General features: G+C 36.5%; 22 protein-coding genes, 1 tRNA gene and 2 riboswitches. Of the genes, 5 read left to right on the forward strand and 18 right to left on the reverse strand.

Annotated features, from left to right (window positions below):
* Positions 1–14 precede the first annotated feature (14 nt).
* A complete protein-coding gene (metH, locus tag CER22_RS02585) occupies positions 15–3,413 on the reverse strand; it encodes a methionine synthase (RefSeq protein WP_088608147.1) in 3,399 nt (1,132 codons plus the stop codon).
* Positions 3,413–5,245, reverse strand: a complete 1,833-nt coding sequence (locus CER22_RS02590; RefSeq protein ID WP_088608148.1) for a bifunctional homocysteine S-methyltransferase/methylenetetrahydrofolate reductase — start codon at positions 5,243–5,245, stop codon at positions 3,413–3,415. The genes metH and CER22_RS02590 overlap by 1 nt, the downstream gene beginning before the upstream one ends.
* Before the next feature lie 71 nt (positions 5,246–5,316).
* Positions 5,317–5,426: riboswitch (SAM riboswitch) on the reverse strand.
* Between the two features lie 203 nt (positions 5,427–5,629).
* Positions 5,630–5,739, forward strand: a riboswitch (SAM riboswitch).
* Between the two features lie 94 nt (positions 5,740–5,833).
* Here CER22_RS02590 and metI point away from each other — a divergent pair.
* From metI to CER22_RS02610, 4 genes are all read left to right on the forward strand, one after another.
* Complete coding sequence (gene metI / locus CER22_RS02595) at positions 5,834–6,946, forward strand: cystathionine gamma-synthase/O-acetylhomoserine thiolyase (RefSeq protein ID WP_000103901.1); 1,113 nt, start codon at positions 5,834–5,836, stop codon at positions 6,944–6,946.
* A complete protein-coding gene (gene metC, locus CER22_RS02600; RefSeq protein ID WP_088608149.1) occupies positions 6,943–8,106 on the forward strand; it encodes a cystathionine beta-lyase in 1,164 nt (387 codons plus the stop codon). Before metI ends, metC begins: the two co-directional genes overlap by 4 nt.
* 162 nt (positions 8,107–8,268) lie before the next feature.
* Positions 8,269–8,781 carry a cysteine hydrolase family protein gene (locus CER22_RS02605; protein ID WP_088608150.1) on the forward strand — a complete coding sequence of 171 codons (513 nt, stop codon included), beginning with the start codon at positions 8,269–8,271 and terminating at the stop codon, positions 8,779–8,781.
* A 433-nt stretch (positions 8,782–9,214) separates the two neighbouring features.
* Complete coding sequence (locus CER22_RS02610) at positions 9,215–9,505, forward strand: ArsR/SmtB family transcription factor (RefSeq protein ID WP_000894375.1); 291 nt, start codon at positions 9,215–9,217, stop codon at positions 9,503–9,505.
* Between the two features lie 151 nt (positions 9,506–9,656).
* Here CER22_RS02610 and CER22_RS02615 read toward each other — a convergent pair whose 3' ends face one another.
* Together CER22_RS02615 and CER22_RS02620 are read right to left on the reverse strand one after the other, a co-directional pair.
* Positions 9,657–10,769, reverse strand: coding sequence for a class I SAM-dependent methyltransferase (locus tag CER22_RS02615; protein ID WP_088123403.1), 1,113 nt, complete (start codon positions 10,767–10,769; stop codon positions 9,657–9,659).
* Between the two features lie 9 nt (positions 10,770–10,778).
* Positions 10,779–11,408, reverse strand: a complete 630-nt coding sequence (locus CER22_RS02620) for an MBL fold metallo-hydrolase (protein ID WP_000871245.1) — start codon at positions 11,406–11,408, stop codon at positions 10,779–10,781.
* A gap of 170 nt (positions 11,409–11,578) precedes the next feature.
* Here CER22_RS02620 and CER22_RS02625 point away from each other — a divergent pair, with 170 nt between their 5' ends.
* On the forward strand, positions 11,579–11,752 hold the full coding sequence (locus tag CER22_RS02625) for a DUF2759 domain-containing protein (RefSeq protein ID WP_000524847.1): 174 nt from the start codon (positions 11,579–11,581) through the stop codon (positions 11,750–11,752).
* A gap of 80 nt (positions 11,753–11,832) precedes the next feature.
* On the opposite strand, the gene glcK is transcribed toward CER22_RS02625, so the two are convergent.
* The 14 genes from glcK to CER22_RS02695 all read right to left on the reverse strand — a co-directional run bounded on the left by glcK (position 11,833) and on the right by CER22_RS02695 (position 26,067).
* Entirely contained in the window at positions 11,833–12,816 is a 984-nt protein-coding gene (gene glcK, locus CER22_RS02630; protein WP_000391711.1) for a glucokinase, read from the reverse strand.
* A gap of 19 nt (positions 12,817–12,835) precedes the next feature.
* Positions 12,836–13,036 (reverse strand): YqgQ family protein, encoded by a 201-nt coding sequence (locus CER22_RS02635; protein ID WP_000253699.1) that lies wholly within the window; start codon positions 13,034–13,036, stop codon positions 12,836–12,838.
* 103 nt (positions 13,037–13,139) lie between these two features.
* Complete coding sequence (locus CER22_RS02640; protein ID WP_088123404.1) at positions 13,140–13,718, reverse strand: 5-formyltetrahydrofolate cyclo-ligase; 579 nt, start codon at positions 13,716–13,718, stop codon at positions 13,140–13,142.
* A gap of 104 nt (positions 13,719–13,822) precedes the next feature.
* The gene (gene rpmG / locus CER22_RS02645; RefSeq protein ID WP_001265616.1) at positions 13,823–13,972 is read right to left on the reverse strand and encodes a 50S ribosomal protein L33; all 150 of its coding nucleotides are present in this window, start codon (positions 13,970–13,972) and stop codon (positions 13,823–13,825) included.
* A gap of 68 nt (positions 13,973–14,040) precedes the next feature.
* Positions 14,041–16,395 carry a sugar phosphate nucleotidyltransferase gene (locus CER22_RS02650; RefSeq protein ID WP_088608151.1) on the reverse strand — a complete coding sequence of 785 codons (2,355 nt, stop codon included), beginning with the start codon at positions 16,393–16,395 and terminating at the stop codon, positions 14,041–14,043.
* 378 nt (positions 16,396–16,773) lie between these two features.
* Complete coding sequence (phoU, locus tag CER22_RS02655; protein ID WP_088082409.1) at positions 16,774–17,430, reverse strand: phosphate signaling complex protein PhoU; 657 nt, start codon at positions 17,428–17,430, stop codon at positions 16,774–16,776.
* Positions 17,431–17,595: 165 nt separating this feature from the next.
* Positions 17,596–18,411 carry a phosphate ABC transporter ATP-binding protein gene (gene pstB, locus CER22_RS02660; RefSeq protein ID WP_088123406.1) on the reverse strand — a complete coding sequence of 272 codons (816 nt, stop codon included), beginning with the start codon at positions 18,409–18,411 and terminating at the stop codon, positions 17,596–17,598.
* A 28-nt stretch (positions 18,412–18,439) separates the two neighbouring features.
* Complete coding sequence (gene pstA, locus CER22_RS02665) at positions 18,440–19,306, reverse strand: phosphate ABC transporter permease PstA (RefSeq protein WP_060488268.1); 867 nt, start codon at positions 19,304–19,306, stop codon at positions 18,440–18,442.
* A gap of 1 nt (position 19,307) precedes the next feature.
* Entirely contained in the window at positions 19,308–20,258 is a 951-nt protein-coding gene (pstC, locus tag CER22_RS02670; protein ID WP_088123407.1) for a phosphate ABC transporter permease subunit PstC, read from the reverse strand.
* Positions 20,259–20,285: 27 nt separating this feature from the next.
* Complete coding sequence (phoX, locus tag CER22_RS02675) at positions 20,286–21,203, reverse strand: phosphate ABC transporter substrate-binding protein PhoX (RefSeq protein WP_088608152.1); 918 nt, start codon at positions 21,201–21,203, stop codon at positions 20,286–20,288.
* 330 nt (positions 21,204–21,533) lie between these two features.
* Positions 21,534–23,657, reverse strand: coding sequence for a peptidoglycan D,D-transpeptidase FtsI family protein (locus tag CER22_RS02680; protein ID WP_088123409.1), 2,124 nt, complete (start codon positions 23,655–23,657; stop codon positions 21,534–21,536).
* Positions 23,658–23,766: 109 nt separating this feature from the next.
* Entirely contained in the window at positions 23,767–25,044 is a 1,278-nt protein-coding gene (locus tag CER22_RS02685) for an MFS transporter (RefSeq protein WP_000871369.1), read from the reverse strand.
* A gap of 116 nt (positions 25,045–25,160) precedes the next feature.
* Positions 25,161–25,772 carry a superoxide dismutase [Mn] gene (gene sodA, locus CER22_RS02690; RefSeq protein WP_001052034.1) on the reverse strand — a complete coding sequence of 204 codons (612 nt, stop codon included), beginning with the start codon at positions 25,770–25,772 and terminating at the stop codon, positions 25,161–25,163.
* A gap of 221 nt (positions 25,773–25,993) precedes the next feature.
* Positions 25,994–26,067: transfer RNA gene (locus tag CER22_RS02695), tRNA-Ile, on the reverse strand.
* Positions 26,068–26,305 lie beyond the last annotated feature (238 nt).

Raw genomic sequence — 26,305 nt, forward strand, 5'->3', positions numbered from 1 at the left:
CTCCCCCTTCTACACTATAATACACTAAAATATCTTGCCTCAGGGTGAGAAAATACCATAGCCGTTACAGATGCTTCTGGCTCCATCATAAATCCTTCTGTTAATGAAATACCTATTTCTTCTGGATGAATAAGGCGAAATAACTTTTCTTGATCCGCAAGTTCTGGACATGCTGGATAACCGAAAGACACTCGTATCCCTCTATATTTCGTACGGAAACGTTCTTCCATCGTCAGTTCTGGTGAATCTGGAATACCCCAGCGATCACGAATGAGCATATGTGTTTTTTCAGCAAGACCTTCTGCTAGTTCAAGCGCTAACGATTGGATCGCATGACTGCGTAAATAATCCCCCTTCGCCTTCCACTCTTCAGCAATGTCCCGAACGCCTTCTCCAACCGTAACAGATAGGAAAGCAACATAGTCCATCTCATCTCCAACTGGTCGTAAATAATCACCTAAAGTACGATATGGTGCTTTTCCTTGCCTTGGGAATGTGAAACGCTCTATAACACGTGTATGATCTTCTGGATCATATATTACAATGTTTTGTCCGTCACTTTGCGCTGGGAAAAATTGATACACCGCTTTCGGTTTTAACCAAGATCGTCCTTCCTGCAATAATTCATCTATTAAATCATTTAATTCGTGTGCTCTCTTATCTCCCTCTCGCAAAAGCTTCTTCACATTTCCTTTTAATCCAAGGTGATGTCCAAGTAGCATTTGTCTATTTAAAAATGGAGCGAGATGTGCAACTGGAATATCTCGTAATACAATTCGCTTTGTTGAATCAGGTATCATAACCTCAGCCTTCGGTAATGGTTCAATTACTGCTGGAATTTCTACTTTCTTCTCCTCTTTTTTTACGATATGAAGATGACGCTCTTTTTTATCTTGTTTCATCTTCTCGCGCTCTTCTTCTTTTTGAAGCTTATTAATAATATCAAGCCCGGTCATCGCATCACTCGCATAGCATACGAGCCCTGTATATGATGGGGATATACGGTTATCTGTAAACTTTCTCGTTAACGCTGCCCCGCCTACAACGATTGGAATATCAATATTTGCCGCTTTTAAATCTTCAGCAGTCGTTACCATTTGTTGCGCTGATTTTACTAATAAACCAGAAAGGCCAATAATGTCAGGCTTCTTTTCTTGTACTTCTTGTACAATTCGATCTGAGCGAACATTGATTCCTAAATTAATAATCTCATATCCGTTATTCGATAAAATAATTTCAACGAGGTTTTTCCCAATATCATGTACGTCACCTTTAACAGTTGCTAATAATACTTTCCCTTTTTTCGCACTCTCGCTAGATTCCATATATGGCTCTAAATAGCTTACGGCAGCTTTCATACTTTCAGCACTTTGCAATACTTCGGCAACGATAAGCTCATTATTATTAAATAATCGTCCCACCTCATCCATTCCTGTCATAAGTGGGCCATTAATAATATCCAAAGGTTTTCTTCCTTCTGTAAGTGCGAGACTTAAATCTTCTTGTAGCCCTTGTTTCGTACCTTCTACAATGTAATTTGCCAGCCTTTCATCAAGAGTTAATGTTTCTTGGATAACGACATCTTTCTTTTTTGCCGCACGATAGAAATTTGTAAATTCTTCTAACGTCTCTTGCGTCGTTTCAAAAAGTAATGCATCTGCAAGACGTTTTTCTTCCTCTGGAATTGACGCATACCGTTCTAATTTTTCCGTATTCACAATTGCGTAATCTAATCCTGCTTTCGTTGCATGATATAAAAAGACGGAATTTAATACTTCTCGGCCAGCTGGTGGTAAACCAAAAGATATGTTACTTACACCTAAAATCGTTAAACACTCTGGCAAGGCTTCTTTAATAAGGCGAATTCCTTCTATCGTCGCTGCCGCTGAACCAATATATTCTTCATCACCTGTACCTACAGGAAATACAAGTGCATCAAAAATAATATCTGACGGGCGTATACCATATTTCGTCGTCAATAACTCATAACTTCTTTTCGCGATTTCGAGTTTTCGTTCTGCACTAACCGCCATACCATCTTCATCAATTGTTCCTACAACAATAGCAGCACCATATTTCTGAAGAAGCGGCGTCACTTTTTTAAATCGTTCTTCTCCATCTTCTAAATTAATTGAGTTAATAACAGCTTTACCTTGAATATAAGTAAGAGCTCGCTCCATCACATTTTCATCTGTTGAATCAATCATAATCGGTACTTTTAACACTTTCGTAACTTCTGCCAAGAAGTTTTCCATATCTTCTATTTCATCGCGATCAGGATCTGCCATACAAATATCAATAATATGAGCATTTTTCTTCACTTGCGCTCTTGCGACTTCAGCAGCCTCTTCAAATTTCCCTTCTGCTACTAATCGTTTAAATTTACGTGACCCAATAACGTTTGTTCTTTCACCAACAAATAATGGTCTCATAGAGTCATCATATTGAAGTGCCTCTAATCCACTAACCCCGTGTCCATCTCTTTCGTGGTGTTCACGCGGCTTAAGAGAAGCTAACGCGGATTTCATTGCTTTTATATGTTCTGGTGTTGTGCCACAACAACCACCGATAATATTAACCCATCCTTCTTCAGCAAATCGCTTCACTTTTTCAGCGAGAGAAGATGGAGATTCATGATAATGTCCATCTTCATCAGGAAGACCTGCATTTGGATAACAAGAAATGTAACACTCCGACAAATCAGATAGTGAACGAATATGGTCTCTCATAAACTCCGGACCAGTCGCACAGTTTAATCCAACAGATAGTGGCTTCATATGTTCTACTGATAAGTAAAAAGCCTCAATTGTTTGCCCAGCCAGAGTCGTTCCCATCGGTTCAATCGTTCCTGAAATCATAATAGGTACAATTATATTTAGCTCGTCAAAAGCTGCTTGAATTCCAATATAAGCAGCCTTCACGTTACGCATATCTTGACTCGTCTCAACGAGTAATACATCTACGTCGCCATTCAATAAGCCTCTAGCCTGCCGTGTATAGGCTTCAATTAATTCTTCAAACGTCACACCACCTGTAACACTAATCGCTTTCGTTGTCGGCCCCATTGCTCCCGCAACATATACTTCCTTCCCGCTTGCTTTGACCGCTTGCTTCGCTAAACGTGCTGCCTTCTCATTTAATTCCTCATCTAAATGAGACAACTCATAATCACTTAATACAATATTCGTCGCCCCAAATGTATTTGTTTCAATAATATCCGCTCCAGCTTCAATATAAGCTTTATGAATCTTTAAAATGACATCAGGCCTTGTTTCTACTAAATATTCATTACAGCCTTCGTACTCTTCTCCTCCGAAATCTTCCGCAGTTAAGTCCTCTTGCTGGATCATTGTTCCCATTGCACCATCTAATATTAAGATGTCATTTTTTAATTTTTCTTCTATACATTTCATCAGTTAATACCTTCTTTCACTTCTTGCTTTTCTCTCACATATTTAACAAGATGTTCTGTAATTTCATATTTTAGAAATGGTGTAATAAGATAAATGCCGTTAAAATATTTCATCGCCGCATCGATCAATTCTTGTGAAATGCGAATCCCTTCCTCAATTGCTGCCTCTTTCGTTTCATGTCCATCCATTCTCTCCCTTATTTCTTCAGGTAGAGTAATACCCGGCACCTCAAAATGAAGGAAATCTGCATTCCTTTTACTTATTAATGGCATAATCCCAATAAAAATAGGTTGTTCCAAATACTTTGTCGCTTCATACACTTCTTCAATTAACGCGATATCATAAATTGGCTGCGTTAAGAAATATTCCGCTCCAGCATCTATTTTCCGTTCCATTCGCTTAACCGCTGCTTTTAAATGTCTTACATGCGGATTAAACGCACCTCCCACTGAAAACCTTGTTGCTGGACCAATTGATTTCCCTAAAATCGAGCGCCCGTCGTTCATTTCTTTAATCATTTTAATGAGCTCAATAGAGGACAAATCATATACAGAAGTAGCACCTGGAAAATCACCAACGCGTGCTGGATCACCAGTTAAAGCTAACACTTCTTCCATACCTAACGCCGATAAGCCTAATAAATGAGACTGTAGTCCAATGACGTTATGATCTCTACACGTTAAATGCGTCAATACCGGAATATCGTGCTTCGTTAATAATGCCCCCATTGCCATATTCGAGATGCGAGGCGATGCTAATGAATTATCTGCTAGAGTAATAGCATCTGCACCAGCTCTTTTCAATGCTCTTGCGCCTTCAAAAAATCGCTGCGTATCTAACGTTTTCGGTGGATCTAATTCCACTACTACTGTCGTTTGTTTTTTTGCTTTCTCTGCTAATGTGACATGAGCTTTTGAACGTTTCTCGTGTGTATGAACTACTTTCGGTCTTTGAATCGTATCCTTTTCTATTACAGGTGTAACATTTGCAATTGCACGTTTCATACTTTCAATATGTTCTGGAGTCGTGCCACAACAACCACCTAATAACCGAATACCTTGCTCAATAAATTTCGGTGTCATCGCTTCGAAATAAGCTGGACTTCCCTCATATACGTAACGTCCCTCCACATAATTTGGGAGACCTGCATTCGGATATGCTGACAAGTAGCCATTTTGCGGAATCGATATCATTTTAAAAGCTTCCGTCATGTGAAGTGGTCCTAGTTGACAGTTCAATCCAACGACATTTGCACCGTAATCTAAAAGCTGTTTTAATATTTCATTTACATCATTTCCATTTTGAGTCGTACCTGCCTCATGTAACGCTAATTGAGCTACAATTGGAATATTCGTTTGTTTTCGTAACACCTGAACAGCATGAAGTAATTCAAACTCATCATAGAAAGTCTCTAATAGCAGTCCATCAACCTGTTCTTCTAGTAATGCACTTGCCTGTTCCAGTAACATAAATTCTCGCTCCATATCAGTTGTCGTAACAGCTCCGATATGTTTCATACCACCAATTGTCCCTAAAATTGCATTTCTATCTGTAACAGATGCTTTCGCAATCTTCACTGCCGCTTTATTAATTTGAACAACTTGATTCTCTAAGCCATACATACGTAATTTCGCTTCATTTGCTCCGTACGTATTTGTTTGAATCACATCTGCCCCAGCAGCTACATATTGTTTATGAATCGATATAATTAAATCTGGATCAGATATATTCAATTCTTCAAAACTACTTTGCAAACCATGTGAATGTAATAATGTCCCAACCGCACCATCACCTATTACAATTCCTTTTGATAATAAATCTAGTAATTTCACAAATCTCCCTCATTTCTATCAATATAAAAAAACCCCTCTTCACTTTGAAGAGGGGGACATAATCGTTCCTCCTCTTATTATGCAAAACATTCGTTTTGCAGGTATTAGCACCGTTTCAAACATTTCGTTTAAAGGTTGCCGGGTTTCACAGGGCCTTTCCCTCCACCGCTCTCAATAAGAGTTTGTCTTTATTATTTTATTTATGTAGCTAAAAGGAAATACGTTCCCCTTTTAACAATGTTTGTTAATTTTTTAATAAATTTAGCATGCACAAATGCAAAAGTCAATGACACTTGCGGAAAAATAAAAATTATTTAAAATAAAGTTGCAATTCAATTATCTTTTGTTGTAAAGTTAAAAACATAATAAAATTTCATACGAACATTCTTATCTAGAGAGGTAGAGGGACTGGCCCTTTGACGCCTCAGCAACCATTAACATTTGTTAATAAGGTGCTAATTCCAGCAAATTGTGAAAGATTTGACAGATGAGAAGAAGACTCTATTCAAACCGAAAGCCTTCTTCTTTAGAAGGCTTTTTTTATTTTACATTCACTTAATTGTTAATTTAAAAAGGAGGAATTTTCACATGTCAACTATTGAAACAAAACTAGCACAAATCGGAAACCGGAGCGAAACTACAACAGGAACTGTTAACCCACCTGTTTATTTTTCAACTGCTTATCGTCACGAAGGAATTGGTAACTCTACTGGCTTTGACTATTCACGAACTGGCAATCCAACTCGCGGTCTTTTAGAGCAGGCAATCGCAGATTTAGAGTACGGTGAACAAGGTTATGCCTGTAGTTCAGGGATGGCAGCTGTTCTCCTCGTCCTTTCCCTATTCCGTTCCGGAGACGAACTTATTGTATCTGAAGATTTATACGGGGGCACTTATCGATTATTTTCTGAGCACGAAAAAAAGTGGAATGTTCGATGTAGATACGTAAATACACAATCTATTAAACAAATTGAGCAAGCTATCACAACTGAAACGAAAGCTATTTTCATAGAAACTCCAACTAATCCGTTAATGCAAGTTACTGATATTGCCGCTGTCGCAACTGTAGCGAAAAGACACGGACTCCTTCTTATTGTAGACAACACATTCTATACGCCTTATATACAGCAGCCATTAACAGAAGGTGCCGACATTGTACTTCATAGCGCAACGAAATATTTAGGGGGACATAACGATGTCCTAAGCGGACTTGTCGTTGCAAAAGGAAAGGAACTTTGTGAGGAAATCGCTCATTATCATAATGCCTCTGGTGCGGTCTTAAGTCCATTTGACTCATGGCTATTAATTCGTGGTATGAAAACGTTAGCGCTTCGCATGAGACAACATGAAGAAAATGCAAAAGCAGTTGTTGCTTATTTAAATGATGAAGACGGGGTGACAGATGTATTTTATCCTGGAAGAGGCGGCATGATCTCATTTCGTCTGAAAGATGAAACATGGATTAATCCATTCTTACAATCTTTATCCTTAATTACATTTGCTGAAAGTCTTGGTGGTGTTGAAAGTTTAATGACGTATCCAGCAACGCAAACACACGCTGATATTCCTGAAGAAATCAGAACAGCAAACGGTGTATGTAATCGTCTTCTGCGATTTTCCGTTGGCATTGAAAATAGTAACGATTTAATTCAAGACTTAAAGCAAGCCATTAAACTTGTAAAAGAAGGTGTAAGAATATGAGTTATTCTATAGATACACTCTTACTGCACAACCAATATAAACATGACTCGCAAACAGGAGCTGTTAACGTTCCCATCTATAATACATCAACATTCCACCAGTTTGATGTAGATACGTTCGGAAAATATGACTATAGTCGCTCTGGTAATCCAACTCGTGAAGCTCTTGAAGATATCATTGCTTTATTAGAAGGAGGAACAAAGGGATTTGCCTTCGCATCAGGAATTGCAGCGATTTCTACTGCATTCCTCCTTCTTTCACAAGGCGATCACGTACTCATTTCAGAAGACGTATACGGAGGAACTTACCGAATTATAACTGAAGTGCTCTCCCGTTACGGTGTGTCACATACATTTGTTGATATGACAAATGTAGAAGAAATAAAGCAAAACATTAAGCCAAACACAAAACTCTTTTATGTGGAAACACCCTCTAATCCACTTTTAAAAGTGACAGATATTCGTGCTGTTTCTAAACTTGCAAAATCTATTGACGCCCTTACTTTTGTTGATAATACATTTTTGACACCACTATTCCAGAAACCACTTGATCTTGGCGCCGATGTCGTTCTTCATAGTGCCACAAAATTCATTGCCGGTCATAGTGATGTTACTGCCGGATTAGCGGTTGTAAAAGATGCCGAACTCGCTCAAAAACTTGGATTTTTACAAAATGCATTCGGCGCTATTTTAGGTCCTCAAGATTGTTCTCTCGTACTTCGCGGTCTAAAAACATTGCATGTACGTCTTGAGCATTCAGCTGCAAACGCCAATAAAATTGCACATTATTTACAAGAGCACGCTAAAGTTAAAAATGTCTATTATCCTGGCTTACAAACATATCTTGGATTTGATATTCAACAATCTCAAGCTACATCAGCCGGAGCTGTCCTATCTTTCACTTTACAATCAGAAGACGCACTCCGCCAATTTTTATCAAAAGTAAAATTACCTGTCTTTGCAGTTAGTTTAGGAGCTGTCGAATCGATTCTTTCCTACCCAGCTAAAATGTCACATGCAGCACTGTCGCAAGAAGCTCGTGATGAAAGAGGGATTTCTAATTCATTACTTCGGTTATCCGTCGGCCTTGAAAATGTTGACGATTTAATATCCGATTTTGAAAATGCCCTTTCTTATGTAGAAGAACCTGTAAATGCATAGAACGAACAGAAGATATGAAATTAAGTTTTCATATCTTCTTTTTTATACCGTTAAGTATATTTTTTACTTTTCGTATAGTCCATAAAAAAACAAAAGAGCACCATCTATTTCTAAATAATGAATTAATTGATATATTAAGAAGTAAAAAAGGGGGCAAAAATAATGGATACTTGTGCAGATGTTTTAATCGTTATCGATTTACAAAATGGAGTATGTTATAGCGAAGAGCATTTATTCGATTTACAAAATTTACTTACAAAAGTAAATAAAAGAATTTCTTCATACAGAAAATCAAATAAACCAATCATTTTTATTCAACATTGTGACGATGATTTAGTACCCGAAAAAGAACTTTGGGCTATTCATGCTGATCTAGATGTTCAGGACCAAGATTTTTTTGTAAGAAAAACACATGCCAATTCATTTTATAAAACAAACTTGAAAGAGATTTTAGAACAATTATCTGTACACCGTATTGAATTTTGTGGTGCCCAAACAGAGTACTGTATGGATGCTACGATTAAATTTTCCCATGGACTAGAATACGAAAACTTCATGGTACAGAAAGCAACCTCTACGTTAAATAATCCATTTATGTCCGCAAAAGAGACAATTGATTTTTATGAGAACATATGGAACCGCAGATTTTTAAAGCTGATAAAAGATGAACTCTAGAATATATAACTAATGTCTTGGTAATTCTAAAATTTATCAGCTATACTCAAATATTTTGTTATCACCATAAAGAAGCTGACTATATTCAGCTTCCTTTCTTTTAACCTGTTTTATATTCTATATATAACATTATAATTCCTTTTTCTTATTATTTTAAAAATTTTGTATATTCATTTGAAAGAATAAGAAAATCATGATAAAATTGTGTTACAAATATATCTATATCTTTCAATTTTTAAAACGCATCGAAATTTTCGCCCAAAAATGTCATTTTACAAAACCATGCAAATTTATCTACTTTATTTACATCAGGGTCTCTTTTCTTACAATTTCTTTACTTTAGGACTTTTTTTCTGCAACAACTGTTTCCTTTTCTTTAATTTTTTGGTATGTATAGTATGGTATAACAGCTCACACGGAGGTGGAAAAGAACATGTTAGAAACCTTTCAAAAAGAAATAGAACTATATGAAAGCAATGCAGAATTATTGAAAGTACTTGCTCATCCTGTTCGCTTATGTATTGTAAAAGGATTAATTGAACGTGGTCCAAGCAACGTTTCTACAATGTACACTGGCTTAAACATGCCACAATCTACAATTTCACAGCATTTAGCAAAATTAAAAAGTGCTAAAATCGTTTCAAGTGAAAGAAAAGGATTGGAAATTTATTACAAAGTAGAAAACGAGACAATTATTCAACTCGTTCGCGTATTATTAGGTTAAGAGCTCATAAACAGAGAAAAAGGGCGTATTTTATATTTTTTATCTCATATCTTTAATATAAATATATATCATGAGAGGAAATATATGATGCTACATAATTAAAAAGTCGTATTAAAAAACAAGACACAGAAATATGCTGTGTCTTGTTTTTTTATATTTTCAAATACTGATCCAAGTGTAACTGTTGCATATGTTTCGTATGTATCACAACATCAAATGCACTCCCTAATCCTCCGCTCAAAATCATAGAACGAACTGCACGATTTTGTTTTTGAGTTTCAGAAAAAGGATTTCGATCTTGGTGACCCGTAAGCTGATCTAATATTCCTGCTGCTAACAAAAACTCAGATTGCTTCTTATGCCATACTATATTCATGCCTTGCAGGCTAAACATCTCTTTCAGTTCGTCCCAATGAATATGAGTAGTAAGATCCATTTCACCTGGATGCTCTAAAGGATTACGGATTAACTTATGCTCGTAATATCCTCGTAAACTTCCTTCTTGATGTGCAGGATGCATCCATTCTTCTTTTGTGTATCCATAATCAACGGTAATACATACACCTCGTTGAAACCATTTCGCAATTTCTACTATATATTCTTCCATCGCAAGTGGCACTTCAAAACGCTGACCTTCAGCAAGATGAATATTATATTTCAATAAGTATCGACCAATATTTTTCTGTAGCGGTCTACATACTTCTGCGAGTTTCCCTTCCTCTGTGTACGTAACGCGTACTTCATACAATATTCCATTTCTCTTCTCAATTACTTCAACAGGAAATGCATCAAATAACTCATTCGAAAAAAGAATCCCTTCGAATGATTCTCCCATTTCACTATGCGACGTATAATACGACACATTAGAAAACGAACAAAGATTTTTCTGCTGTAAGTTTCTATGAAAAGGGCTCATTTCAATCATTGAATAGTTTAAATCAATAAAGGTTTTTGGAGATACTTGCTTCCACTCTTGTAAAACATCATAGGCAAACCTTCCTGTTCCCCCACCAATCTCACAAATATTCGGAGCAACTTCACCATTTTCAACAAGACGAATAAAAAACTTAGCAAATGTTTTTGCAAAAACAGAGGATACGTTGCTACTTGTAAAAAAATCCCCTTGTCTTCCAATTTTTTCACGTTCCTTCATATAATAGCCATGTCCCTCTGTGTACAATACGAGGTTCATATACGTACTATATGAAATTGAATAATCCTTCTCTTTCTCCATCCATTCTTTTAAAATGAGCTCCATCTCCATACTAGCTCCTTACTGTAAAAATGGATTATTTTCTTTTTCAAAACCAATGCTTGTTTCTGGACCATGTCCACATAGCACCGCTGTTTCATCTGGTAATACAAATAATTTTTCTTCAATACTTCCAATCAATTCAGCAAAACTTCCACCGGGTAAATCTGTTCTTCCGATGCTCATTTGGAACAATACATCACCAGAAAATACAGCATTCGCCTCTTTACAATAATAAGAAATACTGCCTGGAGAATGTCCTGGCGTCTCAAAAATCTCAAAATTAAATGAACCAATTGCTAATGCACCTTCTGCATTAATAATATGATCTGCTGGTTTTGCTGTAATACTGCGATTCATCATAAAAATTTGAGAGCCATTTACAGTTGCATCGCCTAACCAATCTGCTTCTTCTTTATGTACGTACACAGGAATATGAAAAGCGTCTCTTACCGCGTCAACAGCACCAATATGATCAAAATGAGCATGTGTTAATAAAACAGCAAGTGGCTTTAATTGTTCTTCTTGTAAATATGTAACGAGCTTCTCTCCTTCGTGACCAGGATCAAAGATAATACACTCATTTTGATCATTCGTTAAAATATAAGCATTCGTTTGTAATGGGCCTAACGGCATTTGTATCCATTTCATATGAAAATCTCCTCCAATTATTAAACTTACTTTCAATGATACAACATTTTTTTCTCTTAGGAAAAGAAAGGATGCTATCTCGACAATCATTTTTAAAACATGTACAATATAAAAGAGTTAATATTCTAAAAACTCATATTGAGGAATGGGTAGACAGAGGAGGATATTGTATGGGCCTTGTTATTATTTTTGCGCTAGTCACTCTGTTAGCTGTATTCGCTACGCTTAGAACTCTTCGCGAAAAAAACTTATTCGCGGGCGGCTTTGCAATTGCAACTGTACTCGTTTTCGGATGGTTTACGATCATGACTGTTCTATATAACGGGTACCCACCAGCAGCTTAATTCATTTACATGTTATTCTTCATCAAGATTTCACACAAAAAGAGGAAGGGTTTCCCCTTCCTCTTTTCATATTTCACAACTTATACCATCTTCGCTTCGTATTTGTGCTTTTTTACAAGCCAAGCTCCTCCGATAACACCTGCATCATTACCAAGTATTGCAATCGCTAACTTTGTGCTCTTTACAGCACGTGAGAAAGCATATTGCTCGAAATAACGTTGAATTGGCTCTAATAGTGCATCTCCAGCTTTAGACACGCCCCCGCCAATAACAATTTTCTCTGGGTTCAACGTACTAGCAAGGTTCGCTACAGCTAACCCTAAATAAGAAGCTACTTTTTCTACTACTTCGCCTGCTAGCTCGTCACCTTGTCCAAGTGCTTCAAACACATCTTTTGATGTAATACGCCCTTCTTCTGCTAACATAGAACGTAGAACACTCTCTTTATTAGTCTCTTGTATTTTTTGCATAGCAACACGCACAATACCCGTTGCAGATGCTACAGTTTCTAAGCAACCAGACTTCCCGCAATTACATGGGAAAGCATTCTCTGTAACTACTGTAATATGTCCAATCTCACCAGCAGCTCCGCTTACGCCGTGTACAATCTCACCATTGGCGATTACACCACCACCAACACCAGTGCCAAGTGTCATACAGATTAAATCTTTTGCTCCTTCACCAGCACCTTTCCACATTTCACCAAGCGCCGCTAAGTTTGCATCATTATCAATAACAACAGGTAATCCTGTTTCTACTTCTAATAAATCTTTTAACGGATAGTTTTTCCATCCTAAATTGACCGCTTCATAAATCATTCCAGACGCCACGTGTACAGGACCAGGAGCTCCCATACCAATACCGATTAACTTGCTTTTCAATTCACCTAACTCTTCTAACTTTTTATCAATAGCTTTCGCTACATCAAGCGTAATATGTTTTCCTTGCTCATTTGTATTCGTAGGGATTTCCCACTTATGTAAAATTTCACCGTACACATTAATAAATGCTAATTTAATTGTTGTACCACCAAGGTCAACCCCAACTAACCATTTCTCTTCCATGTTGCTTACCTACCTTTATCTAATTCTTATTTAGCTCTTTTTGAATTTCTTGCTTCAATAAAAATAAAGCTGTTTGATAGTCTTGTGGATCGATTAACTGTGATTGATTTAATTCACGCAATTCATCTTGCATTAATTGTAAATCTGCAATTCGATCACCCGTATAAATAATCGTACCAAATTTCTTTAGCAATTGCTGAATATCATAAATAGATACCATTTTATCACCCTCTATGCTCACTTACTATAAAAAATTATAATAAGAAAACGTTCACATATTTTATTATAATCAAGAAGAAAAAGTCTCGTCAATTTTTATTTGTCTATACAAGCCCATTTTTAACCATTGTTCCTTTTTCTGTAATAATTTTTTCTACGTTTTTATCAAACGGCTCTACTGGAATATGTTCTACTATTTGAAAACTATAAGCTAATGATAGCGTTTTCCCTTTATAATGCAAGAGATAACGATCATAATACCCACCGCCATATCCAATCCGTTCTCCTCGCTCTGTATAAGCTACACCTGGCACGATTTGAAGATCAATGTCATCTGCATTCACTTCTTCCGTACGCGCTGGAATTGGTTCACGTAAATTCATATACACTATTTCTAATTGATCAAAATTACTAATTTGCCGGAAAGACATTGTTCGTGTTTCTTTATTACACTTTGGAACAACAACTTTCTTTCCTTCTTCCCAAGCTTTTTCGATAATAGCATATGTATTCACTTCATTTTCCATTGAGAGAGTGATTCCAACTGTTTTAGCTTCAACCCACTCTTTTTGCGCATACAACGAAAATGCAATTTGCTCTGATAAAGTTGTATACCGTTCTTCTGATAAAGAATTCATGTGCTCTATTATTTGTTTACGTAAACGTACTTTCTCTTCTCTCACACACTTTCCCCCTCACAGTGATACTTTTCTCTACGATGATAGTGTATCACTTTTAACAGAGGAATCGAATAAAAAAAGAAACAGTAGGAAAATATTCCTACTGCTTACTTTGTTTCACGGTGTAACGTAGACTTCTTGTCACGCTTGCAATACTTTTTAAGCTCGATACGCTCAGCGTTGTTACGTTTGTTTTTCTTTGAGATATAGTTACGATCTCCGCATTCTGTACATGCTAGAGTAATATTCACACGCATTCTTATTCCCTCCAGTACTAATAACTTAAATCAGACTATACTATAATACCACTTTTAAAATAAAAATTCTACACCTTTTGATATTGTCTAATTTTTTCTATAAGATTTTTCATGTTTTCCCTTGCTATTACTGGGTTTCTGGCATGCGAATACACTAAAAATTTCGGTTGTTTTGTGTCAGAAACGATATAAGACCACTCTTTTTCGGTATATCTGAACTGTACTCCTTCAAATATACCTTCTTCCTTTCTTTCCATATCAGCCAATAATTTCCTCATTACTTTTCCTTTTTCATTCCATGAACATACAACTTCATCACAAAGTAGATAAAGCGGCGGTGATTGCTCTACTATGCTGAGAAATGTTTTCCCCTGCAATGCTATTAACTCGAATAATTTTCCAATTCGATATAAAATATCTCGCTTCCATCTCGCTTGAAACGACTTTTTTTCATCCTGCGTATAAAATAGAAGGTAACATTCGCCTAATTTCAAAGACATCGGGTAAATATTTCCTGCTGATTCAAGTAATAAATCTGGAATATCTACCTCTTCAAAATCTGTTCCTTGGTAAATATTACTATGATTATCATATAACTCGAAATAATTTCCTTGCTCTGAAAACATAAGTGCCATATTTGCTTTGCTTGATTTCATCAAAGCTTTCACATGATCCTTTTGTTCGCCCGCATAAATCCATGTAACTGTGCATCCGAGCCTTTGTAAAAAGAGCATCAATAAATGTTGTAACATATCATTCCTCTTATTAATAAGAAGATGAAACTTTTGTTTTTGTATTTTCTCAATATCAACGCGCTCTAATACAGCCTCTATATAATCATGTAAAGAAACGTGGACTAGCTTATTCCGCCCCATTTCTTTCTCACATACGTAATAAAACGACTCAGACATATATACTTGTTCTATCGCTTTTTGCTGCTTATACGTTAATTGTACCCCCTCCTTACCATATAACTTTATAACAACCTCTTTTTCGTTTTCCACTTGAATGAAAACCCCACCTGCACATTGTAAATCCTGAATGCTATACTGAAAAAGTGACTCGTTTATTTCTTTGCATTCCATCGTATGAATCCCGATACCATGAATCGCATGAAGAAAGAGATTTTTATAAGAAGTCGTTTCTATATGTTCTTGACTCCCAATTAATATACTTTCTCCTTTGGCAAAAAGAGATCCATACGCCATCGCAACCTTCACAATAAATTGAGGAGTGATTTCAACATTACCTCTTCCTACAATGCGGCTTTTTTGCAACCATCCTGCACTCTTTTCACTTTCTTGAACACCAGCCGATCCTACTACTGAATAGCTGTCAATCGCCTTATATGGCCATAGTTTTCCCTTTTGCTTAATTACCGTACTTTTCCCTATATGACAATGATCCGCTACAATGCTTTTTTGAAACAGTGTAACGTCATCTTCCACCATTGTATGCTCTCCTATGGTCGTTTCTAATAGCTCGCAATACTGACCAATGTGCGCATTTGCAAAAACAATACTTTTTTGAAGATGAGAATAACTTGAAACAACACTATTTTTCCCGATAATAGAGTATGGCTCAATTACAGCTCCAACACCAATCTTTGCTCCTTCTCCAATAAAAGAAGGACCGTGAATTTTCGTTCCTTTTCCAATCGTCACACCTTCCCCCATCCATACCATCGGCAATACTTCCGTGTAAGGAATAGGTACTTGCAATTTTTTCGTTAACAAATCAAATTGTGCTTGTCGATATTGATCAAATGTACCGATATCTAACCAATAACCTTCTGACAAATATGCAAATAACGCGTTCTTATTTGCCAAGAGCGGAAACACATCTTGACTGAAATCGAAAAACTCTCGGGGCGGTATGTAAGAAAAAATTTCTGGCTCCATAATATATATACCTGTATTCACAATATTAGAGACTACTTCATTCCAGCTCGGTTTTTCTATATATCGTGTAACCTCTTGTTCTTTGTTCATTACAACTAAACCGAATGAGAGTGGGTTTTCTACTTCCTTTACAAACATAGTTACCATTCTTTTCTTTTGTTCATGAAACGTAATTCCTTCTGATAATTGAAAATCAGTTAACGCATCCCCGCTTATCACAACAAACGTTTCATCTAAAAATGTTTCCGCTTGTTTAATACTCCCTGCGGTTCCAAGCGGGGGAGAATCTTCAAAGTAGTACAAGTTAACTCCCCATTTGCTACCGTCTCCAAAATATTGCTTAATGGCCGTACTCATATACTGAACAGTAATTGCAATTTCACGAATCCCATGCTGACGTAATAATTCAATATTGTATTCCAAAACTGGCTTTTCTAATAACGGTAACATCGGCTTTGGAGTATTACATGTTAATGGTCTAAGGCGTCGTCCTTTTCCTCCAGCTAAAATAACCCCCTTCATATACTTCAGCCTCCACTTATATAATGATCAGTAACTTCATATACGATATGTATATTATCTACCCCGCATTAACTAGCAGTATAAAATGAAACTTTAATTAGTAGGGATTTTGTGCATCTCCCACTGATTATTAGCCCTGACCACTCGGGCTTTTACAGGCGGTAAAACTGTCTATATACATGTACCTTTTCAACACCACAAAAGAAAGCGTTTACCATTAACTTAGTAAAATATCCCTTAATAAGTGAAAAACATATATGTCCTATTTTTTCCATTATATTATGATACATCTTATCATCATAAACTAAAGGAAACAACGAGCTTTTTTTGTCATGTTTTGACTAAAAAAAGCAGGTGATGTTTCACCTGCCTTTTTCTTTATTCATTTAATAAGTAATGCTTTCCTTTTACTAAATAAAAAACATTTTCAGCAATATTTGTAATATGATCTGCTACACGCTCGATATATCTCGCCACAAAGGATAATTGTGTAATTTGTGTAATTGCTTCTGGTTGTTCTGGAACTGAAGATATAAATTCACGAATCGCTTTCCCATATATTTCATCAACTGAATCATCCATTTCGGCAATTTGTTTCGCAAAAGTTAAATTTTCTTGCTCATATGCTTCTAGCGCTAACTGTAGCATCTTATTTGCAATTGCAAACATTTCATCAAGATTGTGCAAACTCACAACCACCTCTTTTTCCCCAAGACGAATTGTTGATTTCGCAATATTAACAGCATGATCTGCAATACGCTCTAAATCTGTCGCTGTTTTAATTGAAATGAAAATCCTTCTTAAATCACTTGCTACAGGTTGCTGCTTCGTAATAAGCATAAGCGCAAGATCATTTATTTCCTCTTCTAAATTATCCATACGATAATCACCATCTATTACCTCTAACGCTTTCTCTACATCCCTTTTATGAAGACCTTCCATAGCAAGCAATAATGCTTCCCTCGCTAGCTCTCCAAGCTCAATCACCTTTAGCTGTAACATTTTTAAATCACATTGAAACTGTTCTCTTACCATTGTTTCTTCCCCCTCAATATTATGTGCCATTATATATAGATCTCCTACCTAGCCTACTTGTAATAAGCCTTAAGATAGGAGAAGTATTACTTCTCTAATTAAATGAGGTAAAAATAAGAAATACCCTCTGTTAAGAGGGTATTTGCTCTTAGCCTTGCAACGATATCAACCGAATCGGCCTGTAATATAGTCTTCTGTACGCTTATCTGAAGGTGTCGTAAATAATTTATTTGTATCTGTATATTCCACAACTTCTCCACTTAAGAAGAAAGCAGTTTTGTCTGAAATACGTGCTGCTTGTTGCATGTTATGCGTTACGATCACAATACTAAAGTCTTTCTTTAACTCTTGAATTAATTCTTCTACTTTTAATGTTGAAATTGGATCTAGTGCCGATGTTGGCTCATCCATTAAAATAACGTCTGGTTCAATTGCTAAACAACGTGCGATACATAGACGCTGTTGCTGTCCACCAGATAAACCGTATGCATTATCATGCAAACGATCTTTTAACTCATCCCAAATCGCTGCTCCACGTAAACTTTTTTCAACAATTTCATCCAATGTTTTTTTATCACGAATACCATGAATTTTCGGGCCATATGCTACATTTTCATAAATAGATTTCGGAAATGGGTTTGGCTTTTGGAACACCATTCCCACATGAGTTCTTAATTCTTCAACTGGGTATGATTTTTCAAATATATTGCGCTCTCTGTATTCAATTACACCTGTAGTTCGCACGATTGGTACTAACTCTACCATACGATTTAATGTTTTTAAGTACGTTGATTTACCACAACCACTTGGCCCGATAATTGCTGTAACTTCATTCTCATGAATGCTTAAGTTAATATCTTTTAAAGCATGGTCTTCTCCGTACCATAAATTTAAGTTTTTCGTATCAAATACTACTTTCTTTAGTGCAGTCTCGATTTTCTCCTCGTTTTTCACCTGTACATTTACTACTGTTGCTACCATTTGAATTCCCCTTTCATCCATTTCCAACTTATTTTCGATTTCGTAACCATAAGACAAATATATTGATAAAGAGTAATAAACCTAACAAAACAATCATCCCAGCAGCTGCTACGTACTGAAATTCTTCTTGCGGTCTACTCATCCAATTAAAAATTTGAATTGGTAAAACTGTAAATCTATCAAACATACTAAATGGAACATAATTTGCAAATGCAAGTGCCCCGATAACTAATAGCGGTGCCGCTTCTCCGATCGCCCTTGATATCGCTAACGTACAACCCGTTATAATTCCTGGGAAAGCAGATGGCAATACAATTTGATACATCGTTTGCCACTTCGTAGCACCTAATCCGTAAGAGGCTTCTAATAATGAACTTGATACAGATCGTATCGCTTCTTGACTCGCTACAACAACTGTCGGTAAAACGAGTAAACTCATCGTCAGTGCCGCCGCAATAATACTCTCACCTAAATGAAGAGCATATACAAAAATAGTTAAGCCGAGTAATCCAAATACAACGGAAGGTACTCCTGCTAACGTTTGATTATTAATTTCTATTACCTTTTTAAATATAGATTCCTTCGCATATTGCTCTAAATAAAGAGCAGTTCCGACTCCAAATATAAAGGAGACCGGTATAACAATACTCATAAATAATATTGTTCCTGACAAAGCTGCAGCAATCCCAGCTTCTTTCGGATTACGCGAAGCGAAGTTTGTAAAGAAATCTAACGAAAGGTAACTTATACCTTTTTCAAAAATTTGAAAAAGTAAAATAAGCAGTATTACTATTGAAAACAAAATTGCTATATAAAATAACAATTTGTAAACTCGGTCTTTTAAAAAGCGTGATGCCATATTCTCTTGTATTTTTTTATGATTCAACATTCGCATATTATGTCACCCTCCTAAAGCGGCGCATAATAGACTGCGAAATGATGTTCATGATAAAAGTAAATAAGAATAAAGTTGCGCCTACAGCATACATGCTGTAATACGTAATTGTTCCATGCGGAGCATCACCTAAACTCACTTGCACAATATAGGCTGTTAGCGTTTGAATAGAGTGTGTCGGATCGAGCGATACATTCGGTGTAGATCCCGCTGCAATTACAACTATCATCGTTTCACCAATTGCCCTGGAAACAGCTAATATGATCGCTGCCATAATCCCTGTAAAAGCCGAAGGAAACACGACTTGTTTTACCATCTCAAACCGAGTTGCTCCAAGTGCTAACGAAGCTTCTTTCGTTCCTTTCGCTACAGCTCTCATCGCATCTTCAGATAGAGATGCAATTGTAGGTATCATCATAAAGCCAATAACAATACCTGGACTGATCGCATTAAAAAACTGTAAATCTGGTATAATCCGTTGTAAAAGTGGTGTGACAACTGTTAATGCAAAAAAACCATATACAATTGTCGGAATACCTGCTAATAGTTCTAACATCGGTTTTAATACTTTCCTTGCACCGTTTGAAGCATATTCGCTTAAAAATACGGCACAGGCTAAACCGATAGGAATTGCTACGAGCATGGCAATTCCTGTTACAAGGAACGTTCCACATATAAGTGGTAATATACCGAATTTAGGATCTTCAAAAAAAGGTAACCATTCTTTTCCCGTCAAAAAGGAGAGTAATGGTATTTTTTGAAAAAACATCAATGTTTCATTTGCCAATGTAAAAATAATTCCAAGTGTCGTTACAATAGATACGCTAGCAATTATTTTTAGTAATAATGGAACGATTCGATTGATTCGCTGCGTTTTTTTTCTTTGTTTTGTATTTCTTTCAATCAAATGTTGTACAGAAAATGTAATTTGACTTTTGTCATTATGAGCCAAAGATGAAAACCCCTTTCCACCCTGACATTACCTTTTTGTTTCTGTTAACATCCGCAGCTGTTCATTGTATTTTTCTTTTGGTAATTTTACATATCCAACCTCTTCAGCAAGATTACCTACATGCTGAATCATAAACTCAATATAATTTGCTACATTCATTTCATTTCGGATAGATGCATCATTTACATAAGCAAATAACGGCCTAGATAATGGCTTATACTTACCTGATTGAATGGTATCTTTTGTCGGAAGTACACCATTCACTTTTATTGCTCTCACCTTATCTCGATTGGCCATATAATAAGCATATCCTACAAAAGCAATGGCATTTTTATCATTCATTACCCCTTGCATAATAACTTGATCATCTTCAGACAAAGAGACTTTTTTTACAATGCGACTATTTTGTAAGATGACATTTTGAAAATAATCATACGTACCAGAGTCTACACCTGGCGCATAAAACTTCACCTGTTCACGTGGCCATGATGAATGAATTTGTGACCATCGCTTTTCGCTTCCATCTTCACTCCATAATAGACGTAACTCGTCTACCGTCATATTGTCTACCCAAGTATTTTGGCGACTCACAACGATCGTAAGGCCATCGTAAGCGACTTCAAACGGTGTAAACTGAATGGAGTTTTTTTTCATCTCATTTTCTTCCACTTGTTTCATTGCTCTCGAAGCATTATTTATATCTACTTCTCCTTTACTGAAACGATTAAATCCTCCTCCTGTTCCAGAAACACTGATGGAAATTTTCACGTTTGGATGCACCTTTGTATATTCCTCCGCTACCGCTTCTATAATAGGAAAAACTGTTGAGGATCCATCAACTCTCACTTCTCCCATTTCATTCACAGCAAATGCAGTAGACGTGCCAACATAAAAGAAACATGTCGACAATATGAAAACTTTAATCGATGCACTTATCCATTTCACGTGTTCTTCCTCCTAGAAGTAACCGGAAATAACAGGATTACAGATATAAGAATACTGCTAAACTATTAATTCGGTTTTAATTGTTTGTAAAAGTTTTGTAAAGTTCCACAAGAATCAACATTAGGTGAAATTCTAATCCGTAGCCATTGTTCATCTTCACTGATGATTGGTCCATAAAACCGTTATCCTCCAGAAAGATGCATAAGTATCATTTATGAGGCCCCTTAATTTTCCGCTATGATACGCTTGTCCATTTTATTAAAACGTATGCATGAACCATAAAAAAAAGCACACTATCTTTTCAGATAGTGTGCTTTTTTTACAACTTTTTTATTCATCATCTTGCTCTTTATTTTTCTTATCTATTTCATCTTTTGTAGCTTCGCCATTTTCTACCTTTTTCAAATCAAAGTACGCGTCCATAATGTCACGGCTAATATATCCATTAATACCTGATTTATCATCTACCCAAGGTACAACAACAGAAAATGCTACTTCAGGGTCTTCAAATGGCGCATAACCTACTAACGTTAAGTTATATGTCTCTTTGCGCTCACCTTTTGCATTTCTACCAATCTCTTTATCTCCGCCATACACAGTTTCGGCTGTACCTGTTTTACCAGCAGCTTTATACGGTGCACCTGTAAAGTATTTCGCAGCTGTACCACCTGTATCGTTAAATACTTGTCTAAATCCTTCCTGAACACGTTTAATTTGTGATTCAGGCATATCTACACGGTTTAGTACTTTCGGTTCCATTGAATGAACAACTTTTCCAACTTCATCTGGTTTCACTGCCGGTTGACGAATTTCTTTTACAACTTGCGGCTGCATACGGTAACCACCATTTGCAATTGTTGAAACATATTGTGCTAATTGAAGTGGTGTATACGTATCATACTGTCCAATTGATAAATCCAATAAGAAACCTGGCATATGATCTGTTCTACCTCTTTGTCCAGCCGTTTCATTCGGTAAATCAATGCCAGTTTTTACACCAAGTCCAAATTGACCGAAATAGTAACGCATCGTATCATATGATTTTTGTTTTATATCTAACGTACCGCCTCTTACATAGGGAACACCAGCAATATTCATCGCTGTTTTAAACATATAAACGTTTGAAGACATTTTTAACGCTGTAAGGTCATTAATATATCCCATCGTCTTCCAAGACGATTTTTTTAGCGGTCCTTTTAATACAATTGGTTCATCGAGTTGAACTGAACCTGGTTGAATCGCGCCTGTTTGATATCCAGTAAGTATTGTCGCGCCTTTTACAGTTGATCCCATCGGATAAGAACTTGTCATCGTTCCTAATGCGAAATCTTGTACTTTCGTTTCGCCATTTTCATTCACTAACTGTTTCCCTGCCATAGATAAAACTTCACCATTTTTCGGATTCATCATTACAACGAATGCACGATCTAAAAGAGGTTGCCCACCTTTATATTTCAATAAACTTTTAGTGATAATTTCTTCTACACGCTTTTGTAATTCCATATCAATTGTTAAATTCAAATCATTACCACTTTGCCCTTTTGATACATTAATCGTTTCTAAAATATTACCGTTTTTATCTGTAATATTTTTCACTTCCGCTTTCGTACCGTGCAAACTATCTTCATATTGCTGTTCAAGATAACTTTTTCCTACTCGTTCATTTCGATTATAATCACGAACAAGATAGTAATCTAGTCTTTCTCTCGGTAAACCTTCATCAGACGTTGACACCCCGCCAAGTACACTTCGGAATAAATCATCATACGTATATTTTCGATCCCAATCAACATTCGTATCTACGCCTGGTAATGCTGCTAGGTTTTCACTAATAATCGCATATTCTTCTGGTGTAGCATCTTTTTTTATAACTTGTGGTGTCATTGCATATCCGCCGTCCATTTTGCTTTTAATCGCTAGTATTTCTAAATCTTTTGCGGATAATTGATTCACTTCTTCTTCTGTCACGCGACTTCGTTGACGCTCATCTAATTCTTTATCGTCAATTTTTTTATCTTTTAACTCTTGACGATCTTTATTCGTAATTTTTTCTTTCGCTTCCTCTTTATGCATAGCAAGCCAATAATCTTTTTTATCACGATCTGTTAATTTATCTGTCGGTACTTCAATCAAATCTGCCAGCTTTTTCGCTGTTTCTAAGCGAGCCTCTGCAGTTGATCCTTTCATTTTTGTAAATGTAATCGTACGTACAGCTGCATTATCTACTACAGCTCGCCCATAACGGTCAAATATTTTCCCACGTGGTACAGGATTACTTATCGTCGAGTTCTCTTTCCTCTCCACTTCATTCTTATATTCCTCACCGCGAACAATTTGTACATAACCAAGCCTTACAATAACCGCGGAGAACATTAAAAACACGCAGAAAAACAGCACGTTTAACCGAAAAGGAACGTGAGTCTTTTTCTTTTGTTGTTTCTGCTTCTTGCTCATACAAACCCCCTCTACCAACAGCTATGTAATGTGAAAGGGACACCTTCATACAGGTGTCCTCACTGCTGTCTTACATCTTTTTCTATTCTAGCATAAAACAACCGAGAAGTTAACCTTCTGGTTCTGTTTGATTCTGCGCATTTGCTTGCGTTACAACACTTGTTTTACTTGCATTTCCCTCATCATATTTGACATTTTTAACTGCAAAATAAATAAGAAAATGTCCTGCACCTAAAATACATAATAAGTAAGGTAAACTTTTTTCGGGCGGAAAGAATAGTACAGCACATAAAAAACTTAAAATCGAGCAAATCCTTCCTGCATTTAACCATAATTCTCGGACAACTACATACTCTACACGCCACTCTCTCGCATTTTTTGCTCTGCCAATTACATCATATGTCATGGACCCGTACGGAACAAGCAAAATAGGGTATGCAACCGCAATACACGCTGCATAAATAAGTAATTTTGCGTATGTAACGTTGAATATAACTAAAAATACGACAGCATATAAAATAATGCCTCCAAGCAAAATTGCTTTTTTCCGCCACTCTTTCTTTAACATACGAGTGACTAAGTAGTAACATACAAATGATACAGCAGAATTTACTAAGCTATATTTTCCTAAGGCGAGTTCGCTATCCGTCGCTAAATACACGTACACGGAAATCACAAAAATAAACGTTCCCTCTCTCAACCCTTGGAAAAAATGAGCACGTGTAATTCTTCCCCAATTTTTATCAATCTGCCGCTCTTTCAATACTTGTACAATTTCATACCGTCCTTCACATTCTCTCTTAGATACAAAAAAGCTTAAAATAACAGCAATTGCAAATAACACTAACGAAAGAAAGAATATGACCGTATAGCCACTCCATTTTTCCATACGTGAAATTGTGTATCCAGCTGCTATCGGTCCAATCATGCCAGAGAAGGATGTAAGAAGTCCAAGAAACCCATTAAAGAAATCTCTTGTTTCTGGTTCTGTAATCTCAAATGTTAATAAGTTAAACGCGAGCCAGTAAAAACCATATCCGACTCCTAAAAGAGCCCCCATTAATAAAATATAGTGAGAAGCGCTTTTTCCCGCTACTAAAACAACGATAAAAAAAATAGCTAACGTGCCTACGCCTATTCGTAACAAGATTGAGCGATCAATACGCTTCGCTAATTTCCCACCTATAAGAAATGTGAGAGGCTGTAATACAACGCTGGCCAAATTATACAAGCCAAGATTCACATAATTTTGTGTCTGTTTCCATAAATAAATGTTAACAAACGTATTCGATAAAGAAATTGCGAGCGTGTATAAACCTCCAATAAGGAGCAACAACACTAAATCCCGATTCACTTCAACGTCACCAATTATATGTTTCCACTTCATACACAACTCTCCTTTACTTCATGTTCTAGTCTTCCAAAGACAAGCCCAATTATGTAAAAGGAAAGCATAGAAAAAAGCTAGGAGCATTCTCCTAGCTTTTTCTATCGTTATTACAATTATTTTGCTTCTTGGTAACGTTTTTCAGCAGCGTTCCAATCTACAACGTTCCAGAATGCACCGATGTAGTCAGGACGACGGTTTTGGTAATTTAAGTAGTAAGCATGTTCCCAAACATCTAAACCTACAACTGGAGTTTTACCTTCAGTTAGAGGAGAATCTTGGTTTGGCGTGCTTGTTACTTCTAACTCACCATTGTTTACTACTAACCAAGCCCAACCAGAACCGAAACGAGTTGCGCCAGCTTTTGCGAATTCTTCTTTGAATGCATCGAAGCTACCGAATTTCGCTTCAATTGCAGTTGCAAGTTCGCCTACTGGTTGTCCGCCGCCGTTTGGAGATAAGATTGTCCAGAAGAATGTATGGTTAGCATGTCCGCCACCATTGTTACGTACTGCTGTACGGATTGCTTCTGGTACTTCGTTTAAGTTTGCAACTAATTCTTCTACGCTTTTGTCAGCTAATTCTGCATGACCTTCTAAAGCAGCGTTTAAGTTTGTAATGTAAGTGTTATGATGTTTTGTATGATGGATGTTCATTGTTTCTTTGTCAAAGTGAGGCTCTAAAGCATCATACGCATAAGGTAAATTTGGTAATTCGTGTTTTGCCATTGTTATATTCCTCCCAGTTTATGTATTGCCACTTAAGTGACATACAACTTCATTCTACCCTAATTGCCATAGGGTGCAAACAAATAAATCACATTGTCTTGCTATCATTAACGTAGCAAAAATCCCACTTCTTTTCAATTAAAATGCTCATATATTCCGTAAAAAAAGCTCCCTTCTACAAGGAAGCTTCCCACTGACATAATAAACATGCGAAATGGATATGGACCCTGTAGGACTCGAACCTACGACCGGACGGTTATGAGCCGTCTGCTCTAACCAGCTGAGCTAAGGGTCCACAATTATGTGTGTAACAACATATCAAATAAAGGAATTCCTATCGGATATATCCTTTAAGAAATGTAAGATAAATTTACCATATGGCAAAGAAAAGTGTCAATTGTATTTTTCTCATATAAAAGAAGAAAATTAATAAAAAGAAATTTAGTTATCTCCACTATATGTAAATATAATATATCTTGAGATTCTCTAGATTCCTACGTTACAATGATTTTATACATACATAAAGGAAGTGA

The sequence above is a fragment of the Bacillus sp. K2I17 genome, assembly GCF_002209985.1.
Classification (GTDB): Bacteria; Bacillota; Bacilli; order Bacillales; family Bacillaceae_G; genus Bacillus_A; species Bacillus_A wiedmannii.

What these genes read in the sequence shown, in the direction of transcription:
- metH (WP_088608147.1), bottom strand. Translation starts at nt 3,413, where the DNA reads ATGAAATGTATAGAAGAAAAATTAAAAAATGACATCTTAATATTAGAT.
- metI (WP_000103901.1), top strand. Translation starts at nt 5,834, where the DNA reads ATGTCAACTATTGAAACAAAACTAGCACAAATCGGAAACCGGAGCGAA.
- metC (WP_088608149.1), top strand. Translation starts at nt 6,943, where the DNA reads ATGAGTTATTCTATAGATACACTCTTACTGCACAACCAATATAAACAT.
- CER22_RS02605 (WP_088608150.1), top strand. Translation starts at nt 8,269, where the DNA reads ATGGATACTTGTGCAGATGTTTTAATCGTTATCGATTTACAAAATGGA.
- CER22_RS02610 (WP_000894375.1), top strand. Translation starts at nt 9,215, where the DNA reads ATGTTAGAAACCTTTCAAAAAGAAATAGAACTATATGAAAGCAATGCA.
- CER22_RS02615 (WP_088123403.1), bottom strand. Translation starts at nt 10,769, where the DNA reads ATGGAGATGGAGCTCATTTTAAAAGAATGGATGGAGAAAGAGAAGGAT.
- CER22_RS02620 (WP_000871245.1), bottom strand. Translation starts at nt 11,408, where the DNA reads ATGAAATGGATACAAATGCCGTTAGGCCCATTACAAACGAATGCTTAT.
- CER22_RS02625 (WP_000524847.1), top strand. Translation starts at nt 11,579, where the DNA reads ATGGGCCTTGTTATTATTTTTGCGCTAGTCACTCTGTTAGCTGTATTC.
- glcK (WP_000391711.1), bottom strand. Translation starts at nt 12,816, where the DNA reads ATGGAAGAGAAATGGTTAGTTGGGGTTGACCTTGGTGGTACAACAATT.
- CER22_RS02635 (WP_000253699.1), bottom strand. Translation starts at nt 13,036, where the DNA reads ATGGTATCTATTTATGATATTCAGCAATTGCTAAAGAAATTTGGTACG.
- rpmG (WP_001265616.1), bottom strand. Translation starts at nt 13,972, where the DNA reads ATGCGTGTGAATATTACTCTAGCATGTACAGAATGCGGAGATCGTAAC.
- CER22_RS02650 (WP_088608151.1), bottom strand. Translation starts at nt 16,395, where the DNA reads ATGAAGGGGGTTATTTTAGCTGGAGGAAAAGGACGACGCCTTAGACCA.
- phoU (WP_088082409.1), bottom strand. Translation starts at nt 17,430, where the DNA reads ATGGTAAGAGAACAGTTTCAATGTGATTTAAAAATGTTACAGCTAAAG.
- pstB (WP_088123406.1), bottom strand. Translation starts at nt 18,411, where the DNA reads ATGGTAGCAACAGTAGTAAATGTACAGGTGAAAAACGAGGAGAAAATC.
- pstA (WP_060488268.1), bottom strand. Translation starts at nt 19,306, where the DNA reads ATGCGAATGTTGAATCATAAAAAAATACAAGAGAATATGGCATCACGC.
- CER22_RS02680 (WP_088123409.1), bottom strand. Translation starts at nt 23,657, where the DNA reads ATGAGCAAGAAGCAGAAACAACAAAAGAAAAAGACTCACGTTCCTTTT.
- CER22_RS02685 (WP_000871369.1), bottom strand. Translation starts at nt 25,044, where the DNA reads ATGAAGTGGAAACATATAATTGGTGACGTTGAAGTGAATCGGGATTTA.
- sodA (WP_001052034.1), bottom strand. Translation starts at nt 25,772, where the DNA reads ATGGCAAAACACGAATTACCAAATTTACCTTATGCGTATGATGCTTTA.